This window comes from Rhodococcus sp. ACPA4 (assembly GCF_002300185.1).
Taxonomy (GTDB): Bacteria; Actinomycetota; Actinomycetes; order Mycobacteriales; family Mycobacteriaceae; genus Rhodococcus_F; species Rhodococcus_F globerula.
On sequence record NZ_NSDY01000001.1, the window covers coordinates 3,611,628 to 3,629,990 of the forward strand.

Sequence of the window (18,363 nt, forward strand, 5' to 3'; positions counted from 1 at the left end):
ACTGATCACGCTGATTACCCCAGACGGGCGATCAACTCGCCGGCGGCGAGATCCCTCAGCACCTCGGGCCGACAGATCGAAGCCTCATTCGCCATTGCTCGCCGAAGGAGCAGATGCGATGGATGCTCCCAGGTGAAACCGATACCACCATGAATCTGGATACATTCCTCGGTTGCCTTCACCGCCGCCGACAACGCCTCTGCCGCAGCAAGATCGGCAGCTGTTGCAGCATCCGGATCAGCAGCATCACGATCCGCAGCCTCGAGCACCTGGGCTCGAGCGCCTTCCGCGAGGACCAGCAGGTCCGCGCATTTGTGAGCGATCGCCTGGAACGAACCGATGGCATGACCGAACTGTTCACGCCGGCCTGCCCACTCGACTGCGAGTGCGAGCGCCCGATTCGCAACACCGACCGAGTCCGCGGCAACCAGCAAACGGGCTACACGACCTGCGGACTCGAGTGCACGAACTACATCGGTTCCAGAGGCCACGGTCGTCGCCGCCGCCCGATCGAACGTAACTATGCCTACCGTCGAAGTCAGATCCACCGGGTTCTGTGTCGTAGCTGTGAACTCCTCCGATGTAATGGTCGCGAGCACCGGATCGCCGGTAGCCGCATCAGTCGCGAGCACCACCAGCACATCGGCTACCGGCGCACCCACGACACGTTCCACGGTGCCGGTCAGCCGGCCGTCCTCGACAACCGGCAATCCCACGTCGCGAACCCATCCACGATCGTCCACCGCGGCGACGAAGGCCGCGGTCGCTCCACCGATGACAGCTTCGGCCGCGTCCTGCGCCCCGACCGCAAGGAGCAACTCCAGAGCGATTGCCGTGGGGACCAGCGGCACGGGCGCGAGATGGTATGCGGCTTCCTCGACGGCAACGCACAACAGACGCAGTGAAGCGTCCCCTCCACCGAGAGAGCTCGGTGCGGCCAAACCGGGTAGCCCGAAGCTGACCAAATTGTCCCAGAGCCCGATGTCGTAGTCGGCAGGTGCCACTTCCCGGGCAAGAAGCCGCTCGGTCTCTACACCCGAGGACACCATCGAACCCACGACCTCACGCAATGCTGCTTCGTCCTCTTCCGGGGTGACGAGCGGCCGGCCGGGTGTCACCGTGGGAATCCGCCGACCTTCGCCTCGATGCGACGGCAGTCCGAGCACGCCCTCCGCAATCGTGTTGCGTTGGATCTCCGCGGTTCCGGCGCCGATCGTGGCTGCTCGTGACATCAGATATCCGAAAGTCCACCGTCCATTTTCAACCACTCCGGTCGAACGCGCGCCGAGAACGACCGCGTTCCCGGTCAGCCGCAGCGCCAACGAATGCAAACGCTGTTCGAATTCGGATTTGACCAGCCTGTTGATCGACGCGACACCGCCTGGATCTTCACCGCGCAGTACCGCATCAAGCGCCCTCGCGCTATTCGCCGCGATGCTCCGCACCGACGTCTCGAGCTGTGCAAGCTCCTGACGAATCAGTGGGTCGCTTCCATAGCCCTGATCAATCGCCAGACGGACAACTTTGTCGACGGTCCCTCGGTAACGGAACTCGTCCGCGAGAAAGGCGGTAGCGCGTTCATGGCCGAGAGATGTCCGCATGATGGACCATCCCTCGCCTTCGACCCCGAGGCGGTTCGCAACCGGTACCTCGACGTCGTCGAGGAAGACCTCGGCAAAATGGTGGCCTCCGGCAGCATCGCGCAAGGGCCGCACCTCGATTCCCGGTGAGTTCATCGGGATCAACAGGTAGGTGATGCCCGATGTTCCTCGACCGGCCGGTCCGGTCCGGACAAGCGCAAAGATCCAATCGGCCTTGTCGGCCTTCGTTGTCCAGATCTTCTGACCTGTCACCCGATAGACATCTCCGTCACGGACTGCGCGGGTGGACAGTGATGCGAGGTCACTTCCGGCGCCTGGTTCGGAAAAGCCTTGGCACCAGAGTTCATCCGCACGTAAGAGTGGATCGAGGAAACGGTCCTTTTGCTCTTGGGTCCCGTGGACGATGATCGTGGGTGCCACAATCATCGACATAGCACATGGATGCTTCGGAACTCCGGCCTGCGATGTCATCCGGTAGTAGTCGAGCTGGTCTTCGAGTGGGAGTTCCATTCCGCCGACCTCGGCGGGCCAGCCGGGGGCCGCCAAACCCGCGTCGACGAGTTCACTCTGCCAGGACACCGACTCTTCGAATCGAGCCCGGGACGTAGCCGGACGCGTACGTGCCCGATAGTCGTCGAGTAGTGCGGTCAGCCGAACACGCCAGTCGCCGATATGAGCGTCGAGTACTGCCGTAGAAGCCATTTCCACCGCGGCCACCTCCCCTTGCTTGGTTCGAAAACTTCTCTGGATCAGTCTTTTTCAGCGCGACGCTTGCCGAAACGAGCACCGACATCGGCACCGTTCGTGCGGAAGCCCACCGACGCCTCGATTTCGAGACCGAGGGCGTGCGACGTGGATGCTCCTGCGCCTTCCTTGAGAAGACGCAACATTCGCTGGATCGCACCAGGGTGACCGGCCGCGATCTTGTGAGCAATCTCGAGGGTGCGGTCCATGAGTTGGTCATGCACTACAACCTCATTCGCGAGCCCGATCCGTGCTGCGGTCGCACCGTCTATCGGTTCCCCGCTGAGCATGAACTGTACGGCTGCGGGCAACCCCACCATTCGTGGGAGCATCGCGCTGCCGCCCCATCCGTTGAGCAGGCCGATCTGCGCATGAGTATCGGCGAACTCCGCGAGGTCCGAGGCAATGATGAACGAGCAACTCACCACGAGTTCGTAACCGCCGGTATAGCACGGTCCGTTCACAGCGGCGATGACAGGTTTCGAAATTCCTCTCAATACCTGTGTCGGCGTAGCACCTTCTGTTCGCGGAGACGGGCCTGAAAGCGCCTCGGGGAGATCGACTCCTGCGGAGAACGAGGTGCCGGCACCGGTGATGACAACGACGCGGACGTCGTCGTCGGCGTCGGCCTTCCAGAGTTCTTTCTTGATCGCCTTTCGCATTGCTCGGTTGATCGCATTGCGACGTTCCGGACGATTGAGTGTCAAGACCGTGACGTGTCCGTCTCGCTCGACCAGAAGCGGCGACTCGTCAGTTTTCACGACTGCTGAACCAGTCTCTGTCATGAGAAGCTCAGCCCGCAGTCACAGGGCTGACAACAACATTGCGGGCGAGGTTTCCCAGCAGAGTCTCCGCATCCGCAGCGATTCGGCGCACGAGGTCACCGGCCGAAGGAACATCATGGATCAATCCCTGAACGACACCAACGGTCCAGATGCCGGCCTCCGGATCCCCGTACTCGTAGACCTTGCGGCCGCGGGTACCCACGACAAGATCCTTGACATCCTTGAATCGCCCACCCTTGTCAAGGATTTCGACAACCTCCTCACTGACCGAGTTTCGCGCTGCGCGCATCGTGTTGCGGAGCTGGCGGAAGATCAATTGGGTATCGAGTTCTGAGGCTCCCACGATTTGCTGCTTGATGTTCTCGTGAATGGGGCTCTCCTGGGTGCACATGAACCGAGTGCCCATATTGATTCCGTCCGCGCCCAGGGCGAGTGCCGCAGCAAGTCCGCGGCCGTCGGCGAAGCCGCCAGAAGCGATGAACGGAATCTTCAGCGCATCCGCCGCCGCGGGAATCAGTACCAGGCCCGGGACATCGTCCTCTCCCGGATGTCCTGCGCACTCGAATCCATCGATGCTCACGGCATCGACGCCGATCCGCTCCGCTTTGAGTGCGTGCCTCACACTGGTGCACTTGTGAATGACCTTGATACCGTTTTCTTTCAGGTGCTCGACGTGCACCGTCGGATCGGAACCGGCTGTCTCCACGATCTTTACACCGGAATCAATGATCACCTGACGGAACTCGGCGTACGGAGGTGGATTAACCGACAAAGTGAGTGTCAAATTTACGCCGAAAGGCTTGTCCGTCAGCGCCTTACACCGCTCGATTTCGAGCGCAAGCGCCGCCGGAGTCGGCTGCGTCAGCGCCGTGATGATACCGAGACCCCCGGCCTCGGACACCGCTGCTGCAAGTTCTGCTCGTCCAACCCACATCATGCCGCCCTGCACAATGGGGTGCTCAACGCCAAATTCCTCGGTAAACCGTGTCGTCAACATTGCCGCTCCTTGGCGTGTGCCGGAAATCCGGCAGTCAGTATCACGGTGAGCTACCACACCGTCCATTTCAACGAAGGTAACATAGTTTACTATGTTATGTGACATTATCAGTCCGTGAAATCCAGGGAATCGAGAACGGAACACACTCATGCTGTCCGTATTCGGCAACCACGAGGTTCGAGAACTTCCACACGTGCCCACCCACACCGTAGTGACAATGCGCCCAGCTCCCGCCAATGTTCTAAATAGGATGCTTTACTGAGTATGCATAGTTACCGTTGACTAGAGAAGGTGTACGTACCCATGACCGATGACGCCGCCATAGCGCCCGTCTTCGAGCAACGATCACCTTCCGGGCGCGCCATCCGCACCCCGAAGACCGCGGAGCTGGTTGCACTCAAGCTTCGCAGCATGATCGTTGACGGCGAACTGAAGGACGGCGACCACCTCCCACACGAGGCTGAACTGATGGAACACTTCGCGGTGAGCCGTCCGACACTCAGAGAAGCGGTTCGAGTCCTCGAATCCGAACGACTCGTCGAAGTCCGTCGCGGATCGAGATCCGGTGCACGCGTGTGTGTACCAGGCCCCGAAGTGGTCGCCCGACCTGCCTCGCTCCTACTGGAGCTATCGGGTGCCACCGTCGTCGACGTCTTTGCCGCCCGCGAAGCTATCGAACCAGCAGCAGCTCGGATCCTCGCCGAAACCGGGTCAACTGAAGACTTCGACGAACTCGAACGGCTGATCGACGAGGAAGTACCCGCGGCCTTCGCAGTAGGTGATTTCGGCCCTGCCGCAGCACGGTTTCACCTCCGAATGGTCCAGTTGTCGGGAAACGCCACACTTGCACTGATAGGCGGAATGCTCCAAGAAATTTTCGAACGCCATTCCGGCAATATCGCCCGCGAAAGCGCCATGTCCAACGCCGAAGCCGCTCAGCAGCGATACAGGTTGTTCATCCGATCGCTGCGAAAACTCATCAAACTCCTCCGCGAACGCGACGGCGACGGCGCATCGACTCACTGGAGTAAACACATGAAGGCCGCACAGGCAATGCTGCTGGCCGGCAACGAAAACACACAAGTCCGCGACATCCTCAACTGATCCGCCTGGACGAGTTATTGCCGAACGTTGTTCATCCGGACCGGCAAGCCAGTTAGATTTCCGTGCGGGAACTTACGCGCTATATGACTGATGCCCCGGCGCTCAAAAAGAGCACCGGGGCATCATGTCTGCAATCAGGCGGGGAGCGGCGGCGGGGTGAACTTGTGTCCCCAGAGCGCCCCTTCGGTTATCGCGTAGGTCGGTTCCTCGGTCTCAACCCGAATGCCTTCCCAACCACATTCGATCGCGTACAACTCCGGCGAATAGACGTAGAACGACAGCATCTGGTCGTTCGTGTGCTTGCCGAGTGTGTTCATCATCGGAATGTTCAGGTCAGCGGCGCGGTCGAGGGCACGACCGACATCATCGATCGAAGCCATTTCGACCATCAAGTGGAGCAGTTTGCCCGGGCCAGGCGTGGGAGCAAGACCGAATGAATGATGTCGCGGGTTGCAACCCATGAAGTACGTCGGGCCCGCTGTGTTCCGCTCGACGAATCCAAGTACGCGAGAATAGAAGTCGAACGCCGACGGCACATCCTCGGCGGAGACGATGGCATGTCCCATTCCCATGTCACCGGTGACGAAACGACTCACCAATGGCGTGTTGATGAGAACGTGATCGAGCACGGGCCCGTAGAACAATTCGACCGGATTTCCAGCCGGATCGTCGAACCGAGCGAATCCTGTAACCCGTCGCTCAGCACATTCTTCAGTCGAACCAGCGGTGACCTTGATTCCCTCTGCTTCTACGGCAGTCACGACTTCAGCCAGGTCACGTTGGTTCAGCACCTCGAAACCCAGTGCCCCGAGCGAGGACTCTTCCGCCGCAGATACCACCAGACGCGGTGGATAGTGGTCCATTCGGAAATAGAGCGAGTCCGGATTGTCTCCGTCGATACGCATCAGCCCGAGGAAGTCCTCCCCGAATGTCTTCCACGCATCGATGTCAGGTGCATTCAGCCTGACATAGCCGAGAGATCGAATCCCCATTTTCCACTCCAATCGTCAAATGACGCAAAGAAAAACGAACAAAACAAAACACGAATTGCTGCGTGCCGAGGTCAGTCGGTCCAGATATAGCGATCCGCAACACGATGATGATTCCAAATCGTCATCTCCTGCTCCTCGCTGAGCCGATGACCATCAAAGCTCGGCGAATGCATTCCCACCGTCACTTCCTTCATATTCGCGAAGTCCTGATTGAAAACCTGCCCCATATCGGCATCGCGGTAATCATCGAAATACTCCGGCGTAAACTCACGCTTCTTGTCGTAGTCGGCAACCGGAATCTGATCAAGACTGAAAACCTCGAACAGACACTTGTTCGGATCATTGTCGACCGGACGCGACCGATACCAGAACACAGACCCCTGACCAGGAAGAATAATGCTGTTAGGGAACACATTCCACGCACTACCCGCCTCCGTCCACTGCTCGGGCGTAATAACCGGCCAGTCGTAGCCCTCCGCAATCGAAAGCTCCCGATACAACTGAAGGAAATACTGACCCGCCGACATACCCTCAGGCACCTCCGACGTCTTCAACGCCTCCGCAGCACGCCAACTACGCTCGTTCTCCAGCCCACCCATATCCTCGTGCAGGTACTGCACTGCATTCGCTACCGACAAGCGCTCATCGGACTTACCGTCGCCACTACGCTTCGACGGATCCTTACCCGCATCCTTCGACGCCGACGACTTCGGTCCGAGCGCCGAATAATGAGCATGCCGCTCATACACCGTCGTCGGCGCCCACGGACGAATATCAAGCTCGCGCAACGACGCAATCTTGTCATTGGTGCGATCAAGACGAAACAGCTGAGGATGCGTACCCGCAACGTGATACGCCTCGAGAAACGCATCCAACGCCGTCTTCCAGTTGCACTCCATCACAACGCCCTTGCCCCACCGGATCCGAAAATTCTCGATCTGGAACGGCTCGAAAATCCTCGCGATCGGGTCCAGATACTCGAGCAGCGGCTTCGCCTCAGGATCCATATTGATGAATACGAAACCCGCCCACTGCTCCGCTCTCACCTTCCCCAAACCCAGATCGTCATCCGAACGCGGCACGAACTCCTCACGGTCGAGCACCAGCTTGATCGAACCGTCCAGATTCCACCGCCACCCGTGGAAAGGACAGATCAACGAACCCACCCGACCACGCCCACGCGCAAGGCGAGTACCGCGATGCCGACACGCATTGTGATACGCACGAATCGAATCCTTCGACTCACGCACCACCAGAATGGAATAACGACCGATCTCGTACTCCACGAAGCAACCGACACTCGGCAACTCCTCAACCCGACACGCAATCTGCCACGTCCGAGTGAACATCTTACCGAGCTCGAGATCCAAGAACTCTTGATCAAGGAAGCGAGTCTTCGGAATGAAAGCTCTACCCAGACGGTACTTCTCAGGAACCTGCTCCGCCGGAACATCACCCTCGAACCACGGAACAACCCGATCGACCTTGGATTCATCCAGAACCGACATCGACAATCACTCCTCTTGTAACTGATGCTCAATCGTGCGTGTCTGCACGGGAAACTGGGACAACGACTAGCCGGCGTTCGGACCGGCGATTTCGACACCGTCTGACAGGCGGGCAACGTGGATGCAGTTACCGGGACATTCGTCTGCTGCATCTATGACATCGAGGCGAAGGTGTTCTGGCACATTCGCCGACGCCCCCTCATCGGTCAACAAGGGTCCAGCAGGGTCGTTCTTGACGTGCGCTACCCCACCCGCGTCGAACTCGAAGACATCGGGGGCGTACTGAACACACAGTCCATCTCCAGTACACAGGTTGTGTTCGATCCACACTCGAACTTCGTCACTCATGCGATATGCCTTCCTCGTCCACTAGCTTTTCCGGGGCCTCGCAGAAGGTTTACTTCCCCGACAGCAATCCGATACGCAGCGACTGTTGACGGCAGTGCCTAGGCGCAATCTAGCGATGCGCGACCGACTGCTCGAACAACGTCCTAACCAGATCTGCACGTTCGCGAGGAGTCACTGCCACCCGCCGAAACCCATATATCCGACCTGAAAAAGACTCTCCACCAGTCGTTTCCGAATGTCCATTCGCCATTCCATCAAACGGAACCGGGACTATGTAACTTGCATGAACACGATTTATGCTTGCCGGACAATGACGGACCCGCGTGTGAGGGCGCGGCTACTGCACTTGCGCCGACAACACGCACAATCCCCTCCTCGTGCCGACGGCAATCTGACGCCGGCCATTCGTCTCAGCATCGTTACGGAAGTCGTTGCGGCCCTGAAGACCCCACATTGCCGGATCATGCAACGTCGCCGACCGTCTTCTGCACCACAGCTACACCTAGTCCCTCATAGAGCGAACACTCGCGAGGCTGCGTGCCTGCAGGTTCGTCCTTACCTCAATGAGAAGAGATCTCAGATGGCACTTTCGATGACAAAGAATGGCAGCGACCCCGGATCCGCGCAGGGTTGGACCGTCCGCCTGATAGTCGGAACAATTCTCATGGCGATGGTGCTCGAAGCGCTCTCGCTGGGCACCAGCATGGTTTCAATCGGCCTGCCCGACATTCTGAAGGCATTCCCGACGACGCAGGGCGGTTGGCTGACAACCGTCTACTTCCTCGTCGGCGCGGTATGTGCACCGCTGCTCGGTAAAACTGCCGACCTCTACGGCAAACGCCGGGTGCTGCTGATCACGATGATGGTGTCCGGAGTTGGTGCCCTCATCTGTGCCGTCGCTCCGAACTTCACGATCCTGCTGATCGGTCGTGTACTCCAGGGTCCTATCCTCGCAACGCTCTCGCTGATCCCCTCTTTCGTCCGTGACATCTACCCGCCCAAACAAGCAGCATTCGCGGCCAGTATCACCGTGACAGGAATGGGCGCCTTCTCCCTCGCGGCACCTACAGTCATCGGTTGGCTACTGGCAAACTACGGCTTCCGCGGAATGTTCCTGTTCGATGCCATATGGACTCTCGGCCTGTGCGTCGCTATCTGGGTGACCCTGCCCGAATCGAAGATGCGCCGTGAGGCCAAGCCGGATCTACTCGGCGGCCTCATCCTGGCTGGTGCTGTCCTGCCTGTGATGCTCTACGTGAGTATGGGCCGGACTTGGGGCTGGCTCGAAGCCTCACCACTCCTGCTCATCGGCATCGCTCTGGGATTCCTGTTTGTACGACACACCCGTAATGCCAACGAGCCCATCATCAATCTTTCGCTCTTCCGACGTAAGCCCCTCGTCTTCGTGGCGTTCGCCGGAGCGATTTCATACTCGATATCCGCCTCGATCTACCAGCTGATCCCCCTGCTCGCCATGACCTCGAAGGACAACGGCGGCACATACGGTCTCGGACTGAACACCATCGAATTCTCGGGCATCGCGACTCCGAAACAACTGGCCACGGTCATCGGCGGCGTCGTCATCGGCTTCCTCCTTGCACGGGGGCGGAACCCGCGGATATTCCTGACCCTTGGAGTCGCCCTCTTTGCGACGGCGTTGATCTCGCTCGCGCTGGCACACGATACTTTCGCCACCGTGATGATCGGCAGTCTGCTCCTCGGTCTGGCAGGCGGCGTGTCCAACGCTGCGATCCCGAATCTGGTTATGCGTGCTACGCCCGTCGGCGACCAAGGATCGACCGCCGGCACGGTTCAGTTGTGTACGACAGGAGCATCCTCGATTCTTCCCGTCGTCATGTTCGCTGTCCTGGCTCCCTACATGATGGCCGCACCGGAAGGTGGTGTGTTCTACCAAGACCAGGGCATCACCATGTGGCTGTGGATCTCGGCCGCAATCTGTGTCGTTGCCCTCGTCGTCGGTGCCACGGTTCTCCGCGAGCGGCGTGGAGAAAGCTTCGAGGAGTTCTCGGTCAACAGCCCGAACCCAGCATCGGATACCGCTGACGGCGTCGCACCGCCAGCAGCCGATCTAGAAGCCAACAAGATCTGACATCTACACGTTGGTCTGCCGACACGCATCGGTAGCAGACCAAACTCATCGTTGCCACACATCAGGAGGTTGGCCCATGGCCGAGACCGTTACGACAGACATCCTCATCATCGGTGCAGGTCCCGTTGGACTGTTCGGTGCATACTCTGCAGGTTTTCGCGGCTTGTCCACAGTGCTCGTCGATGCCCTTCCCCAGTGCGGAGGACAGATCACCGCACTGTATCCCGAGAAGGAGATCCGCGATATCGCAGCCGTCCCGGGCTCTCTCGGCCGGGAAGTTGTCGCTGCGCTGAAGGCACAAGCCGACGCTTTCAAACCGATCTACCTTCTAGGGCGCCAAGCAGTCACTCTCGGTTACACCGACGGTCGCCCTGTTGTCACACTCTCCGATGGCACCGTTGTCAATGCCGGTGCAGTGATCGTCACCGCCGGCATCGGGACCTTCACTCCCCGCACACTCCCGGCCGGAGAAGAGTTTCTCGATCGTGGCCTGAGCTATTTCGTACCCGACCCGCAGGAACACACTGACCGCGACGTACTCGTCGTGGGCGGCGGCGACAGCGCCGTAGATTGGGCCCTTGCCCTGCGGAAGATCGCTCGATCCGTCACTTTGGTACACCGCCGCAGCGCGTTCCGAGCCCACGCGGCGAGTGTTCAGGAATTGATGGACAGCGGCGTCGAGATCATTACCGACGCACAGGTAGAGGCGCTCCACGGAAACGGCACACTGCAGCAAGCCCACATTCGAATCGACGGTCAGAGTGAGCCTCGAATCCTCCCGGCGGACGCGGTAGTCGCCGCCTTGGGATTCATCAGCAATCTCGGACCGCTGACTGAATGGGGCATGGACTTGGACCGCCGCACGATCGTCGTCGACACTCGTATGCAGACCACCGCCGCACATGTCTATGCGGCCGGCGATATCACGTCGTACACAGGCAAGGTTCGGCTCATGTCGGTCGGGTTCGGCGAGGTTGCCACAGCTGTCAACAACGCAGCCGTCGCCTTGGATCCTGCACTCTCGCTCTTTCCTGGTCACTCAACCGACGCTGCATAAACACCAGATCAGAAAGTCGATGGCCCCGAAGGAAATCCTTCGGGGCCATCGACTTTCATCTGACACTTCGCGAATCAGCCGTTCGGACCAGCCATGTCCAAAGCAGCCAGGTACGAGAAGACCATCGACGATCCCACCGGACCACCCGCACCGGGGTAAATCCGACCAGTCATCGGTGCCATCGTGTTGCCCGAGGCATAGAGACCTGAAATCACAGACCCATCCTCCCGCAGAACTCTGGAGTTCTCGTCCGTCTTCAGTCCGCCCTTCGTCCCGAGATCCGACAGTACGATCTGCGCCGCGTAGAACGGCCCCTTGTCGATTACACCCAGGCACGGATTCGGGCCGTCCTCGTGACTGCCACACATACCGACGATGATTCGATCCCACGGTGCGTCGCCTCGGCCGAACGCTTCATCCTTGCCGCTGCGCGCGTACTCGTTGAACTGCTCGACGCTCTTCGTCAGGGCGCCTGCCGGAATACCGATAAGCTCTGCCAACTCCTCGAGTGTGTCAGCCTTTCGGAGAACACCGGCAGCGAGGAACTTGTCCACATCGAACCAATTCGTGGACTGCGGTGCGACCGGAGGCGATGCAAATGCCCGTTCGTTGTCGAACTGGCGTTGATCGAACACCCAATGCGTCGGCAGATGCGACACCTCCGACGCTCGGTGCGCACGAAGTATCTCATGACCCGACCTGTCGTACGGAAGTCGTTCATTCATGAAACGCTCACCGGCATCGTTCACCCAAATGCCACTCCACACAGAGGTATAGAACACCGGACGCTCATTGGGAACCACCAGTCCCGGAGCAAACCAGGCTTCCTCGAGTAGATCAGTCGCAGCACCGATTTCCATCCCGGCAACTAGAGCATCACCAGTATTGCCGGGCGCTCCCTGGGACCATTCATCCGTCACTTCCGGTTGATACTTCTGACGCAGTTCAGCGTTCCTCTCGTAGCCACCGGCTGCAAGGAGCACGCCTTGACGCGCACGGATAGTTATCGATCCACCATCCGTGGTCGCGTCGACCCCAACTACGCGGTCGCCCTCCAGAACGAGCCGCTCCAGACCGGTGTTTGTGCGGATCGTTCCGTTACCAGTGGCTACGAAGGCAAGCAACAGTCGAGCGATCAGCGCCTGCCCGCCAGTCATGACGGGCCCCGGCTCTGCACCCGAACGCTCAGCCCACTGCGGTCGCCGAACCAGCGGCTCGAGGTCACCCAAAGCCGAACGATCAAGCGGCTCAGGAAAAATCGTGCGCCCGGTCGACAAGCTGCCCGGAGCCTTCTCGAAGTAGTCAGGAACGCCCTGCCAGTAAAACTGTCCAAGCCATTCATGGCTCTCCAGTTCGTCGATCATCGGCGCCCCCACCTGCAGGAAGGCTTCTCTCAGCGCAGAGGGAGCATCGTCACCGACGATCGCATCCAGATAAGGCCGGGCTTGATCCGGACCGGAGTCGACCCCGGCGCGACGCTCCGCGACATTGCCTGGCAGCCACAGGCCAGACCCCGAGTATGCGGTTGTACCACCGATGAACTCGGTCTTCTCGATGACAAGAGTCTGCAGACCGCGCGAAGCCGCAGCGAGTGCACCGACCAACCCGGCACCTGAACCGACGACGATGACATCGTAGATGTCATCAATCTTATTGCTTTCCACTTTCATTCCTCTCGTGTATTACCGGAAATGCGCGACACGCGATGTAGCGGAAATCAATTGACCGCGTTCGAGGCCGCTTCCAGCTTCGCGAATCCGCTCGCACCGGCTTCGTCGAGTTCCATCACCTCGACGAAGTGACCGAGTTCCGCCGTCAGATCCAGATAACCGAACCGGATACCGCCGCTTCTTCCGTATTGCGCCCACGTACGCCCACTTTCGGCAACGATTGCGGATGCCTCGTCGAAATCGTCCACGCGAAAACCCATGTGATGGAGTGTCGCTGGAGCACCGCCGCGCAGTGCGCCCCGGTAAAGATCGACCGCGCCACTGACCGGCCGAATGATCTCGATGTTGGTTGCGCCGGCGTTGACCAACGCGACATCGATCACCCATTCTTCGGCTATTGTTCCTCCGACAACTACGAACGATCCCTGGGGTTCATTCCCATTCGCACGTGAGGACTCTTCGGCCGCAATCTCATCAGGCCGACGACCCAATGACGATCGATAGTGTTTCACGCACTGGACTGTCCCCAGCGTTTTCTCGAGAAATTCTGCGGCGGCATCGATATCGTCTGCCACATATCCGAGTTGCATACAGTTACGTAGCAGATCACTCAATGATTTCATCCGAAACCTCACCTTCAGCCTTGTAGATATGAGTGGGCGCTCGCCACGAGCGTGTGCAGATCACCGAGCCCACAACACATTGACTGTCGCCGCTCGGAAGGCATCGAGTCCACCGCTCATACCATCAGGCGGAATCGGATCCGATCCTTTCAGCGGTAGTGGACGCTCGAGCGCCTAACCGGTCGACTGCCCCGAACAGCGCAGTGCATCACAGGTGTTGGACCCGGCGACTCCGATTCGCGGCATCGACAACCGTCCCCCACAGGCCGTCGGGGCGGGCCGCACCAGTGGGTACGTCCCCCTGCGAATTGACCGACTGCTCCACAAGGACTTTCATCGTGGGGAGTCCAGGGCGACTAGAAACCTTGCATTCCAGGTTCCAGTTGCAGCCCGAAGGTGTTAAACACCATGCAATGCATGTCGTAGGCGCCGATCAGGAAAACCACGTCCATCATCTGCTTGCGATCGAAGTATGTTGCAAGCTCAGCCCAGGTGGCGTCGGAAACGTAACGGTCCTGGCAGATTTCTTCTACGGCGCGGAGCAAAGCCGCATCCATCGGACTCCAGATAGTCGCCGATGAGCCAATTTTGACGGCCTCGATCTCGTCATCGGAGAGCCCCGCAGCTCGACCCATTCCTGTATGTTGCGCCCACTCGTACTCACCTCGTCGTAACCATGAAGTCCCGAGCGTGAGTAGCTCCCGGTCCCGTTCATTCAACGTCGAATCGCGCAGATGATTGGAAAACGTCAGCCAACTGCGACTCAACTCAGGGTGCCACGCGTAGATAGCGATGATGTTGGGCACTGATCGGGGCTGGGGAGGAGTCACGACCGGTGGCTGCGCGCCGACAGTCGAGTTGCTCTTGCCCGTGCTCAGGACAGACAACGCGTCTCGAACTTCTTCGTCCCAATCTTCCAGGGGGCGAGGAACAATCCGGGGTTCACTCACTGCGTCACTCCATTGTGCTCTGGTAGACGGGACTGACGATCCAGTCGGACTGGGGTCGCTCACCTTTGTCGACCTCCCCCACACGGTCTACGCGTTGACATATTGCCTTACGTTTTCTGCCGGCTGTGCAGCAGACCCTACAAACCCAAGCTGGGTGTTACTCAGTGGGTTCCTCACCGACAAGTGTGCAGCGGATCATTTCGCGCGCGGAACCGTCTTCGTAGGGTTGCACACGGTGCAGCATCCCCGGATTGTCCCAGATCACGGTGTCACCGACCGACCATTCGTGGCTGTACACCCGATCCGGCGTTGTGGCCCGAGCAACGAGATCGTCGAGGAACAACCGACTTTCGTCCTTACCCATACCCACGATGTAGTCCGACGTGCCGCCGATGATCACCGAAGGGCGGCCCTCACGGTGCCGCCAGACCATCGGGTGTTCACGGCTCTGCATCGCCGCCCAGGCCTGTTCCTGCTCCGGAGTAGGGTTCGGGATCACTCGTCGCCGGGAACCGGCGACGGAGTGCACAACCCGCATCGTCGACAACCGGTCCTTCTCTTCATCGCTGAGCGAGTCGAAGAATGCACGGGTGCTGGCGAATTCGGTTTGGCCGCCGGTCTCGGATGTGACCGCGCAGGTGAGGATTGTTGCCGGTGAGGGGTTCTTCTCGGCGGGCAGAGTGCAGCCGTCCATGTGCCAGTTGAACGTGCCGCGCACGGTCTCCTGGCCACCGTTCTTCTTCGGGTCCATCGAGACCCGCTGAATTCCGGGTTCGTTGTACTGCTCCCCGTTGGTGCGGTCCAGGGTGCCGAGTCGTTCACTGAATTGGAGTTGGGTGTCCGGAGTGAACCCGAGGTCATGGAAAAGAAGGACGCCGTGCTCGCGTAGTGCGTTCCAGATCAGTTCCGGGACAGTGTCGTCGTGAAGCAGTTGGTCGAGGCCGATGCCGCTGATCTCTGCGCCCATGGACGCCGTCAGTGTGTTGATGGTCAAGGTACTCATGAAACGTTGTCTCCTTGGAGAAAAGGATTCCTGTCCGGAATAGACCTGTCGCCGTAGCCGGCGCGGCTACGGCGAGGTTCAGGCGAGGTAGGAACCGCCGTTGACGCTGACGGTCTGCCCGGTAACAAAGGACGCGTCGTCAGAACACAGGTACGCACACGCCCCTGCGATATCTGCGCCGGTGCCCATGCGGCCCACTGGAATATGTCGGCCCATCACTTCATTCGACGGGACCAGACCGGCTTCCTGCTTACGGCGAACACTGGGGGTGTCGATCGAAGACGGGGAAATGTTGTTGATCGTCACGCCCAACGGCGAGTATTCGAGAGCAAGCGTCTTCGTCAACGCGATCACACCCCCCTTCGACGCGGCGTAATGGGCCATCTTCGGACCGCCACGCTGTGCACTCGACGAGGAAATGAAAACTACGCGGCCCCAACCAGATTCGACCATTTCCGGCAAAACCGATTGCGCACAGTTGAATGTGCCGGTGAGGTTGATCGCCATGATCCGATTCCAGGACTCCACACTGATTTCCGCGAACGGCTCCTGAATGGCAACCGCGGCACTGGTAACCAGCACACTCACTGAACCCAGCTCTGCCCGGACCTCTCCGAGGACGCGATCGACGTCAGTTCGATCACTGACGTCAAGCTGATACCCGACAGCCTGGCCACCGGCAGCTACGATCTCTTTCGCTGTCAACTCGGCACCGTCACCATTGAGGTCGAGAACAGCGACCGCGTAACCGTCGGCACCCAGGCGCTGACAAATTGCGCTGCCGATACCTGAACCGCCGCCGGTCACCACCGCCACACGCTTCATCACAAGCACCGACCCAATCCCTCAAAAAGACTCACGAACTTCGACCAATCCCTAACGGCCATAACCATGGACCTTTCAAACGCGGCATTATCTTCCGGAGGCACCGGATTGATTCTCGGACTTTCGGCTGGTTCCCGGAGCACTCCGAATTGACCAGCCGGCCGATCGAAGACCTTGGAACTCAGATTGCAAAGGACAGTGTCCGGCGCTGGAACAGCCACGCGCCGCTGACGGACCGCAGGATGTCCTGATACTTACCGACCATGATGAGCCCCCAACCGGCGTCGCCCTTTTGAAGGACGAGGAGGTCACTGCTCACCTCTACCTCGCCTTCCTTCTGATCGGAGACAAGCGTATTGACGACCACATGCCGTAAGGGCGCCCCACCTGTCGTGGTCGCGTAGTACTCACGGATCGCATCGTGCCCCTCGGCAACCACACCGAAATTGGGAATCTCGAATACGGCGTCGCTGCTGAATGTGGCTAGGACGTCGTCGAAACGGCCAGAATCCATCGCCTGGGTGTATGCAGCGAGGCTGGCCTGGACACCTGCGACAACGTCTGCGTAGGTCAGAGTTTCCGTACTCATACGACCTCCTGGGTCAGCACATCGATACACAGACGGAATGGGCATCGAAGGGTGCGGGTGGGATGGGCGGCGGATGCCCACAATTTTGGTTCGAGATGTGACTGCCAACACAGATAGTTAAGCACAGTTTGTTAAGAAATGGGAAGCATATTTTCCGGCAATCTTCTCGAAACCCAGCGGTTGGGCGTCCCGGTGCGCGCAGGCGTACATGTTCAACGCGGATCACCTGGGACCCTCTTGGTTGTAAAGCCCCACGGGACACCGAGACTCGTAGAGGGGTCGGTAATGATCGTGTCGTCAGTGCGGGTCAAGATGCGCAAGCCCTGGGCTTCGACATGACGTTCGACCCGATCGATGTCGACAACTTTCCATGTTATTGCGTGATACACGTCGTCCGCACCATTCGCAGCAAGGTCTGCTTGCGCGGCCGAATCTGCATCCGGTGCTGCGTACTGGAGGATCGCATCGGCAAGATGAACGTACGAACCGGTGACACACCGGACATCGTCGTGACCCTCATGGATGACTGTTCCACCCAAGACATCGACGACAAACTTGTGTGCCCGGTTCGGGTTATCAGTCAATACCGTGTGGTGCGAACAGTATTCGATGCCCAGCGGGTCATCTTCTGACACAACGGGAATAGACCAGTCAGGCGTCAGTCGGAGGTCAGGCTTGAAGGGAAACAGCGGAAAGAAGTAGTAACGAATTCCGGCATCCACCGGAAGCGTATGGAAGTGCGGAATCGGGCCGGCCATCGGCAGCTCGTCGCCTTCGGCAATTTCGTCCTGGCTGTTGGTAACTCGGATGCCTTGATGCTTGAGTTCGCGGTAAAGCTCGGGCATTCCCTCGATGTACCAACCGAAGGTCTGCAAATGTCCCTGCTCGACTGCAGGTCGCTGGACTCCCCCAGTGATGTACCGCTTCGGATCAAGACTGTCGATCAGAACGTCGCCAACAGAAGTAAATATCGAATGGTCGATGGAATGATTCGGCTTCGGCGGTGCTTTCCTTACCGACGCGAGGGGGGTGCTCGACCGGCCGAAAACCCTCCGGTAAAAATCTTCGGCTTCGTCGAGATCAACAACGTGAAGCACAGGGTGGTAGATCATCTTGACGCGAAAGTCACGCTCACGAGCTTGAGCATTTATAATGCTTCTTGTGTTTTCAGACATGGTCACCCTCTCGTGTCATGACAATGCAATCGATCGATTTCCCTCTGCGCACCGGTATCGTTGTGCACCGGTGCGTTTGTGTATCGGTACCGGGATCTCTACACCGGCACACATCCGGAACGGTGCCGACTACCTCGCGGGTGTCGGTTCGAGCGCGATGCCTACCGGAAATGGCAAAAAGCCCTTGCAGTCGTTCACAACCACTTCGCGATCATCTCGCTCCCTGATCCGGCAGTCCCTCGCACTCACCTCGGACCGACTGCCGCACAGCAGTGCGCCAGC

Annotated in this window: 16 protein-coding genes; 3 read left to right on the forward strand and 13 right to left on the reverse strand. The window is 59.2% G+C overall.

Annotated elements, in window-relative coordinates:
* Positions 1-14 precede the first annotated feature (14 nt).
* Genes CJ178_RS16360 through CJ178_RS16370 form a run of 3 tightly spaced genes read right to left on the reverse strand, consistent with a single transcriptional unit; the run spans position 15 to position 4,127 of the window.
* A complete protein-coding gene (locus CJ178_RS16360) occupies positions 15-2,303 on the reverse strand; it encodes an acyl-CoA dehydrogenase family protein (RefSeq protein ID WP_095888009.1) in 2,289 nt (762 codons plus the stop codon).
* Between the two features lie 47 nt (positions 2,304-2,350).
* Complete coding sequence (locus tag CJ178_RS16365) at positions 2,351-3,130, reverse strand: enoyl-CoA hydratase-related protein (protein ID WP_051730737.1); 780 nt, start codon at positions 3,128-3,130, stop codon at positions 2,351-2,353.
* Between the two features lie 7 nt (positions 3,131-3,137).
* Positions 3,138-4,127: an NAD(P)H-dependent flavin oxidoreductase gene (locus CJ178_RS16370; RefSeq protein ID WP_033236772.1), complete on the reverse strand. Its 990-nt coding sequence runs from the start codon at positions 4,125-4,127 to the stop codon at positions 3,138-3,140.
* A gap of 303 nt (positions 4,128-4,430) precedes the next feature.
* Between CJ178_RS16370 and CJ178_RS16375 the strand changes: the two genes are divergently transcribed.
* Positions 4,431-5,231 (forward strand): FadR/GntR family transcriptional regulator, encoded by an 801-nt coding sequence (locus tag CJ178_RS16375; RefSeq protein WP_033236771.1) that lies wholly within the window; start codon positions 4,431-4,433, stop codon positions 5,229-5,231.
* 134 nt (positions 5,232-5,365) lie between these two features.
* Here CJ178_RS16375 and CJ178_RS16380 read toward each other — a convergent pair whose 3' ends face one another.
* The 3 genes from CJ178_RS16380 to CJ178_RS16390 all read right to left on the reverse strand — a co-directional run bounded on the left by CJ178_RS16380 (position 5,366) and on the right by CJ178_RS16390 (position 8,079).
* Positions 5,366-6,223 (reverse strand): VOC family protein, encoded by an 858-nt coding sequence (locus tag CJ178_RS16380; RefSeq protein ID WP_033236770.1) that lies wholly within the window; start codon positions 6,221-6,223, stop codon positions 5,366-5,368.
* 71 nt (positions 6,224-6,294) lie between these two features.
* Positions 6,295-7,731 (reverse strand): aromatic ring-hydroxylating oxygenase subunit alpha, encoded by a 1,437-nt coding sequence (locus CJ178_RS16385; RefSeq protein ID WP_033236769.1) that lies wholly within the window; start codon positions 7,729-7,731, stop codon positions 6,295-6,297.
* A 66-nt stretch (positions 7,732-7,797) separates the two neighbouring features.
* Positions 7,798-8,079 carry a ferredoxin gene (locus tag CJ178_RS16390; protein WP_033236768.1) on the reverse strand — a complete coding sequence of 94 codons (282 nt, stop codon included), beginning with the start codon at positions 8,077-8,079 and terminating at the stop codon, positions 7,798-7,800.
* A 592-nt stretch (positions 8,080-8,671) separates the two neighbouring features.
* Here CJ178_RS16390 and CJ178_RS16395 point away from each other — a divergent pair.
* Together CJ178_RS16395 and CJ178_RS16400 are read left to right on the forward strand one after the other, a co-directional pair.
* Positions 8,672-10,189, forward strand: coding sequence for an MFS transporter (locus CJ178_RS16395; protein WP_179300761.1), 1,518 nt, complete (start codon positions 8,672-8,674; stop codon positions 10,187-10,189).
* Between the two features lie 76 nt (positions 10,190-10,265).
* Entirely contained in the window at positions 10,266-11,246 is a 981-nt protein-coding gene (locus CJ178_RS16400; RefSeq protein ID WP_033236766.1) for an NAD(P)/FAD-dependent oxidoreductase, read from the forward strand.
* Positions 11,247-11,320: 74 nt separating this feature from the next.
* Here CJ178_RS16400 and CJ178_RS16405 read toward each other — a convergent pair whose 3' ends face one another.
* The 7 genes from CJ178_RS16405 to CJ178_RS16435 all read right to left on the reverse strand — a co-directional run bounded on the left by CJ178_RS16405 (position 11,321) and on the right by CJ178_RS16435 (position 18,081).
* The gene (locus CJ178_RS16405; RefSeq protein ID WP_257013218.1) at positions 11,321-12,910 is read right to left on the reverse strand and encodes an FAD-dependent oxidoreductase; all 1,590 of its coding nucleotides are present in this window, start codon (positions 12,908-12,910) and stop codon (positions 11,321-11,323) included.
* Positions 12,911-12,963: 53 nt separating this feature from the next.
* Positions 12,964-13,539, reverse strand: a complete 576-nt coding sequence (locus tag CJ178_RS16410) for a VOC family protein (RefSeq protein WP_257013220.1) — start codon at positions 13,537-13,539, stop codon at positions 12,964-12,966.
* A gap of 356 nt (positions 13,540-13,895) precedes the next feature.
* The gene (locus tag CJ178_RS16415; RefSeq protein ID WP_179300762.1) at positions 13,896-14,345 is read right to left on the reverse strand and encodes a carboxymuconolactone decarboxylase family protein; all 450 of its coding nucleotides are present in this window, start codon (positions 14,343-14,345) and stop codon (positions 13,896-13,898) included.
* A 301-nt stretch (positions 14,346-14,646) separates the two neighbouring features.
* A complete protein-coding gene (locus CJ178_RS16420) occupies positions 14,647-15,492 on the reverse strand; it encodes a TauD/TfdA dioxygenase family protein (RefSeq protein WP_033236763.1) in 846 nt (281 codons plus the stop codon).
* A 78-nt stretch (positions 15,493-15,570) separates the two neighbouring features.
* Positions 15,571-16,317 (reverse strand): SDR family NAD(P)-dependent oxidoreductase, encoded by a 747-nt coding sequence (locus CJ178_RS16425; protein WP_033236804.1) that lies wholly within the window; start codon positions 16,315-16,317, stop codon positions 15,571-15,573.
* A gap of 181 nt (positions 16,318-16,498) precedes the next feature.
* Positions 16,499-16,906 carry a nuclear transport factor 2 family protein gene (locus CJ178_RS16430; protein ID WP_033236762.1) on the reverse strand — a complete coding sequence of 136 codons (408 nt, stop codon included), beginning with the start codon at positions 16,904-16,906 and terminating at the stop codon, positions 16,499-16,501.
* 212 nt (positions 16,907-17,118) lie between these two features.
* On the reverse strand, positions 17,119-18,081 hold the full coding sequence (locus CJ178_RS16435; protein WP_218833732.1) for a VOC family protein: 963 nt from the start codon (positions 18,079-18,081) through the stop codon (positions 17,119-17,121).
* Positions 18,082-18,363: the final 282 nt, after the last annotated feature.

Coding starts and splice junctions, on each gene's coding strand:
- CJ178_RS16395 (WP_179300761.1), top strand. CDS start 8,672: ATGACAAAGAATGGCAGCGACCCCGGATCCGCGCAGGGTTGGACCGTC.
- CJ178_RS16410 (WP_257013220.1), bottom strand. CDS start 13,539: ATGAAATCATTGAGTGATCTGCTACGTAACTGTATGCAACTCGGATAT.
- CJ178_RS16400 (WP_033236766.1), top strand. CDS start 10,266: ATGGCCGAGACCGTTACGACAGACATCCTCATCATCGGTGCAGGTCCC.
- CJ178_RS16365 (WP_051730737.1), bottom strand. CDS start 3,130: ATGACAGAGACTGGTTCAGCAGTCGTGAAAACTGACGAGTCGCCGCTT.
- CJ178_RS16385 (WP_033236769.1), bottom strand. CDS start 7,731: ATGTCGGTTCTGGATGAATCCAAGGTCGATCGGGTTGTTCCGTGGTTC.
- CJ178_RS16420 (WP_033236763.1), bottom strand. CDS start 15,492: ATGAGTACCTTGACCATCAACACACTGACGGCGTCCATGGGCGCAGAG.
- CJ178_RS16375 (WP_033236771.1), top strand. CDS start 4,431: ATGACCGATGACGCCGCCATAGCGCCCGTCTTCGAGCAACGATCACCT.
- CJ178_RS16430 (WP_033236762.1), bottom strand. CDS start 16,906: ATGAGTACGGAAACTCTGACCTACGCAGACGTTGTCGCAGGTGTCCAG.
- CJ178_RS16380 (WP_033236770.1), bottom strand. CDS start 6,223: ATGGGGATTCGATCTCTCGGCTATGTCAGGCTGAATGCACCTGACATC.
- CJ178_RS16390 (WP_033236768.1), bottom strand. CDS start 8,079: ATGAGTGACGAAGTTCGAGTGTGGATCGAACACAACCTGTGTACTGGA.
- CJ178_RS16370 (WP_033236772.1), bottom strand. CDS start 4,127: ATGTTGACGACACGGTTTACCGAGGAATTTGGCGTTGAGCACCCCATT.
- CJ178_RS16425 (WP_033236804.1), bottom strand. CDS start 16,317: ATGAAGCGTGTGGCGGTGGTGACCGGCGGCGGTTCAGGTATCGGCAGC.
- CJ178_RS16360 (WP_095888009.1), bottom strand. CDS start 2,303: ATGGCTTCTACGGCAGTACTCGACGCTCATATCGGCGACTGGCGTGTT.
- CJ178_RS16435 (WP_218833732.1), bottom strand. CDS start 18,081: ATGTCTGAAAACACAAGAAGCATTATAAATGCTCAAGCTCGTGAGCGT.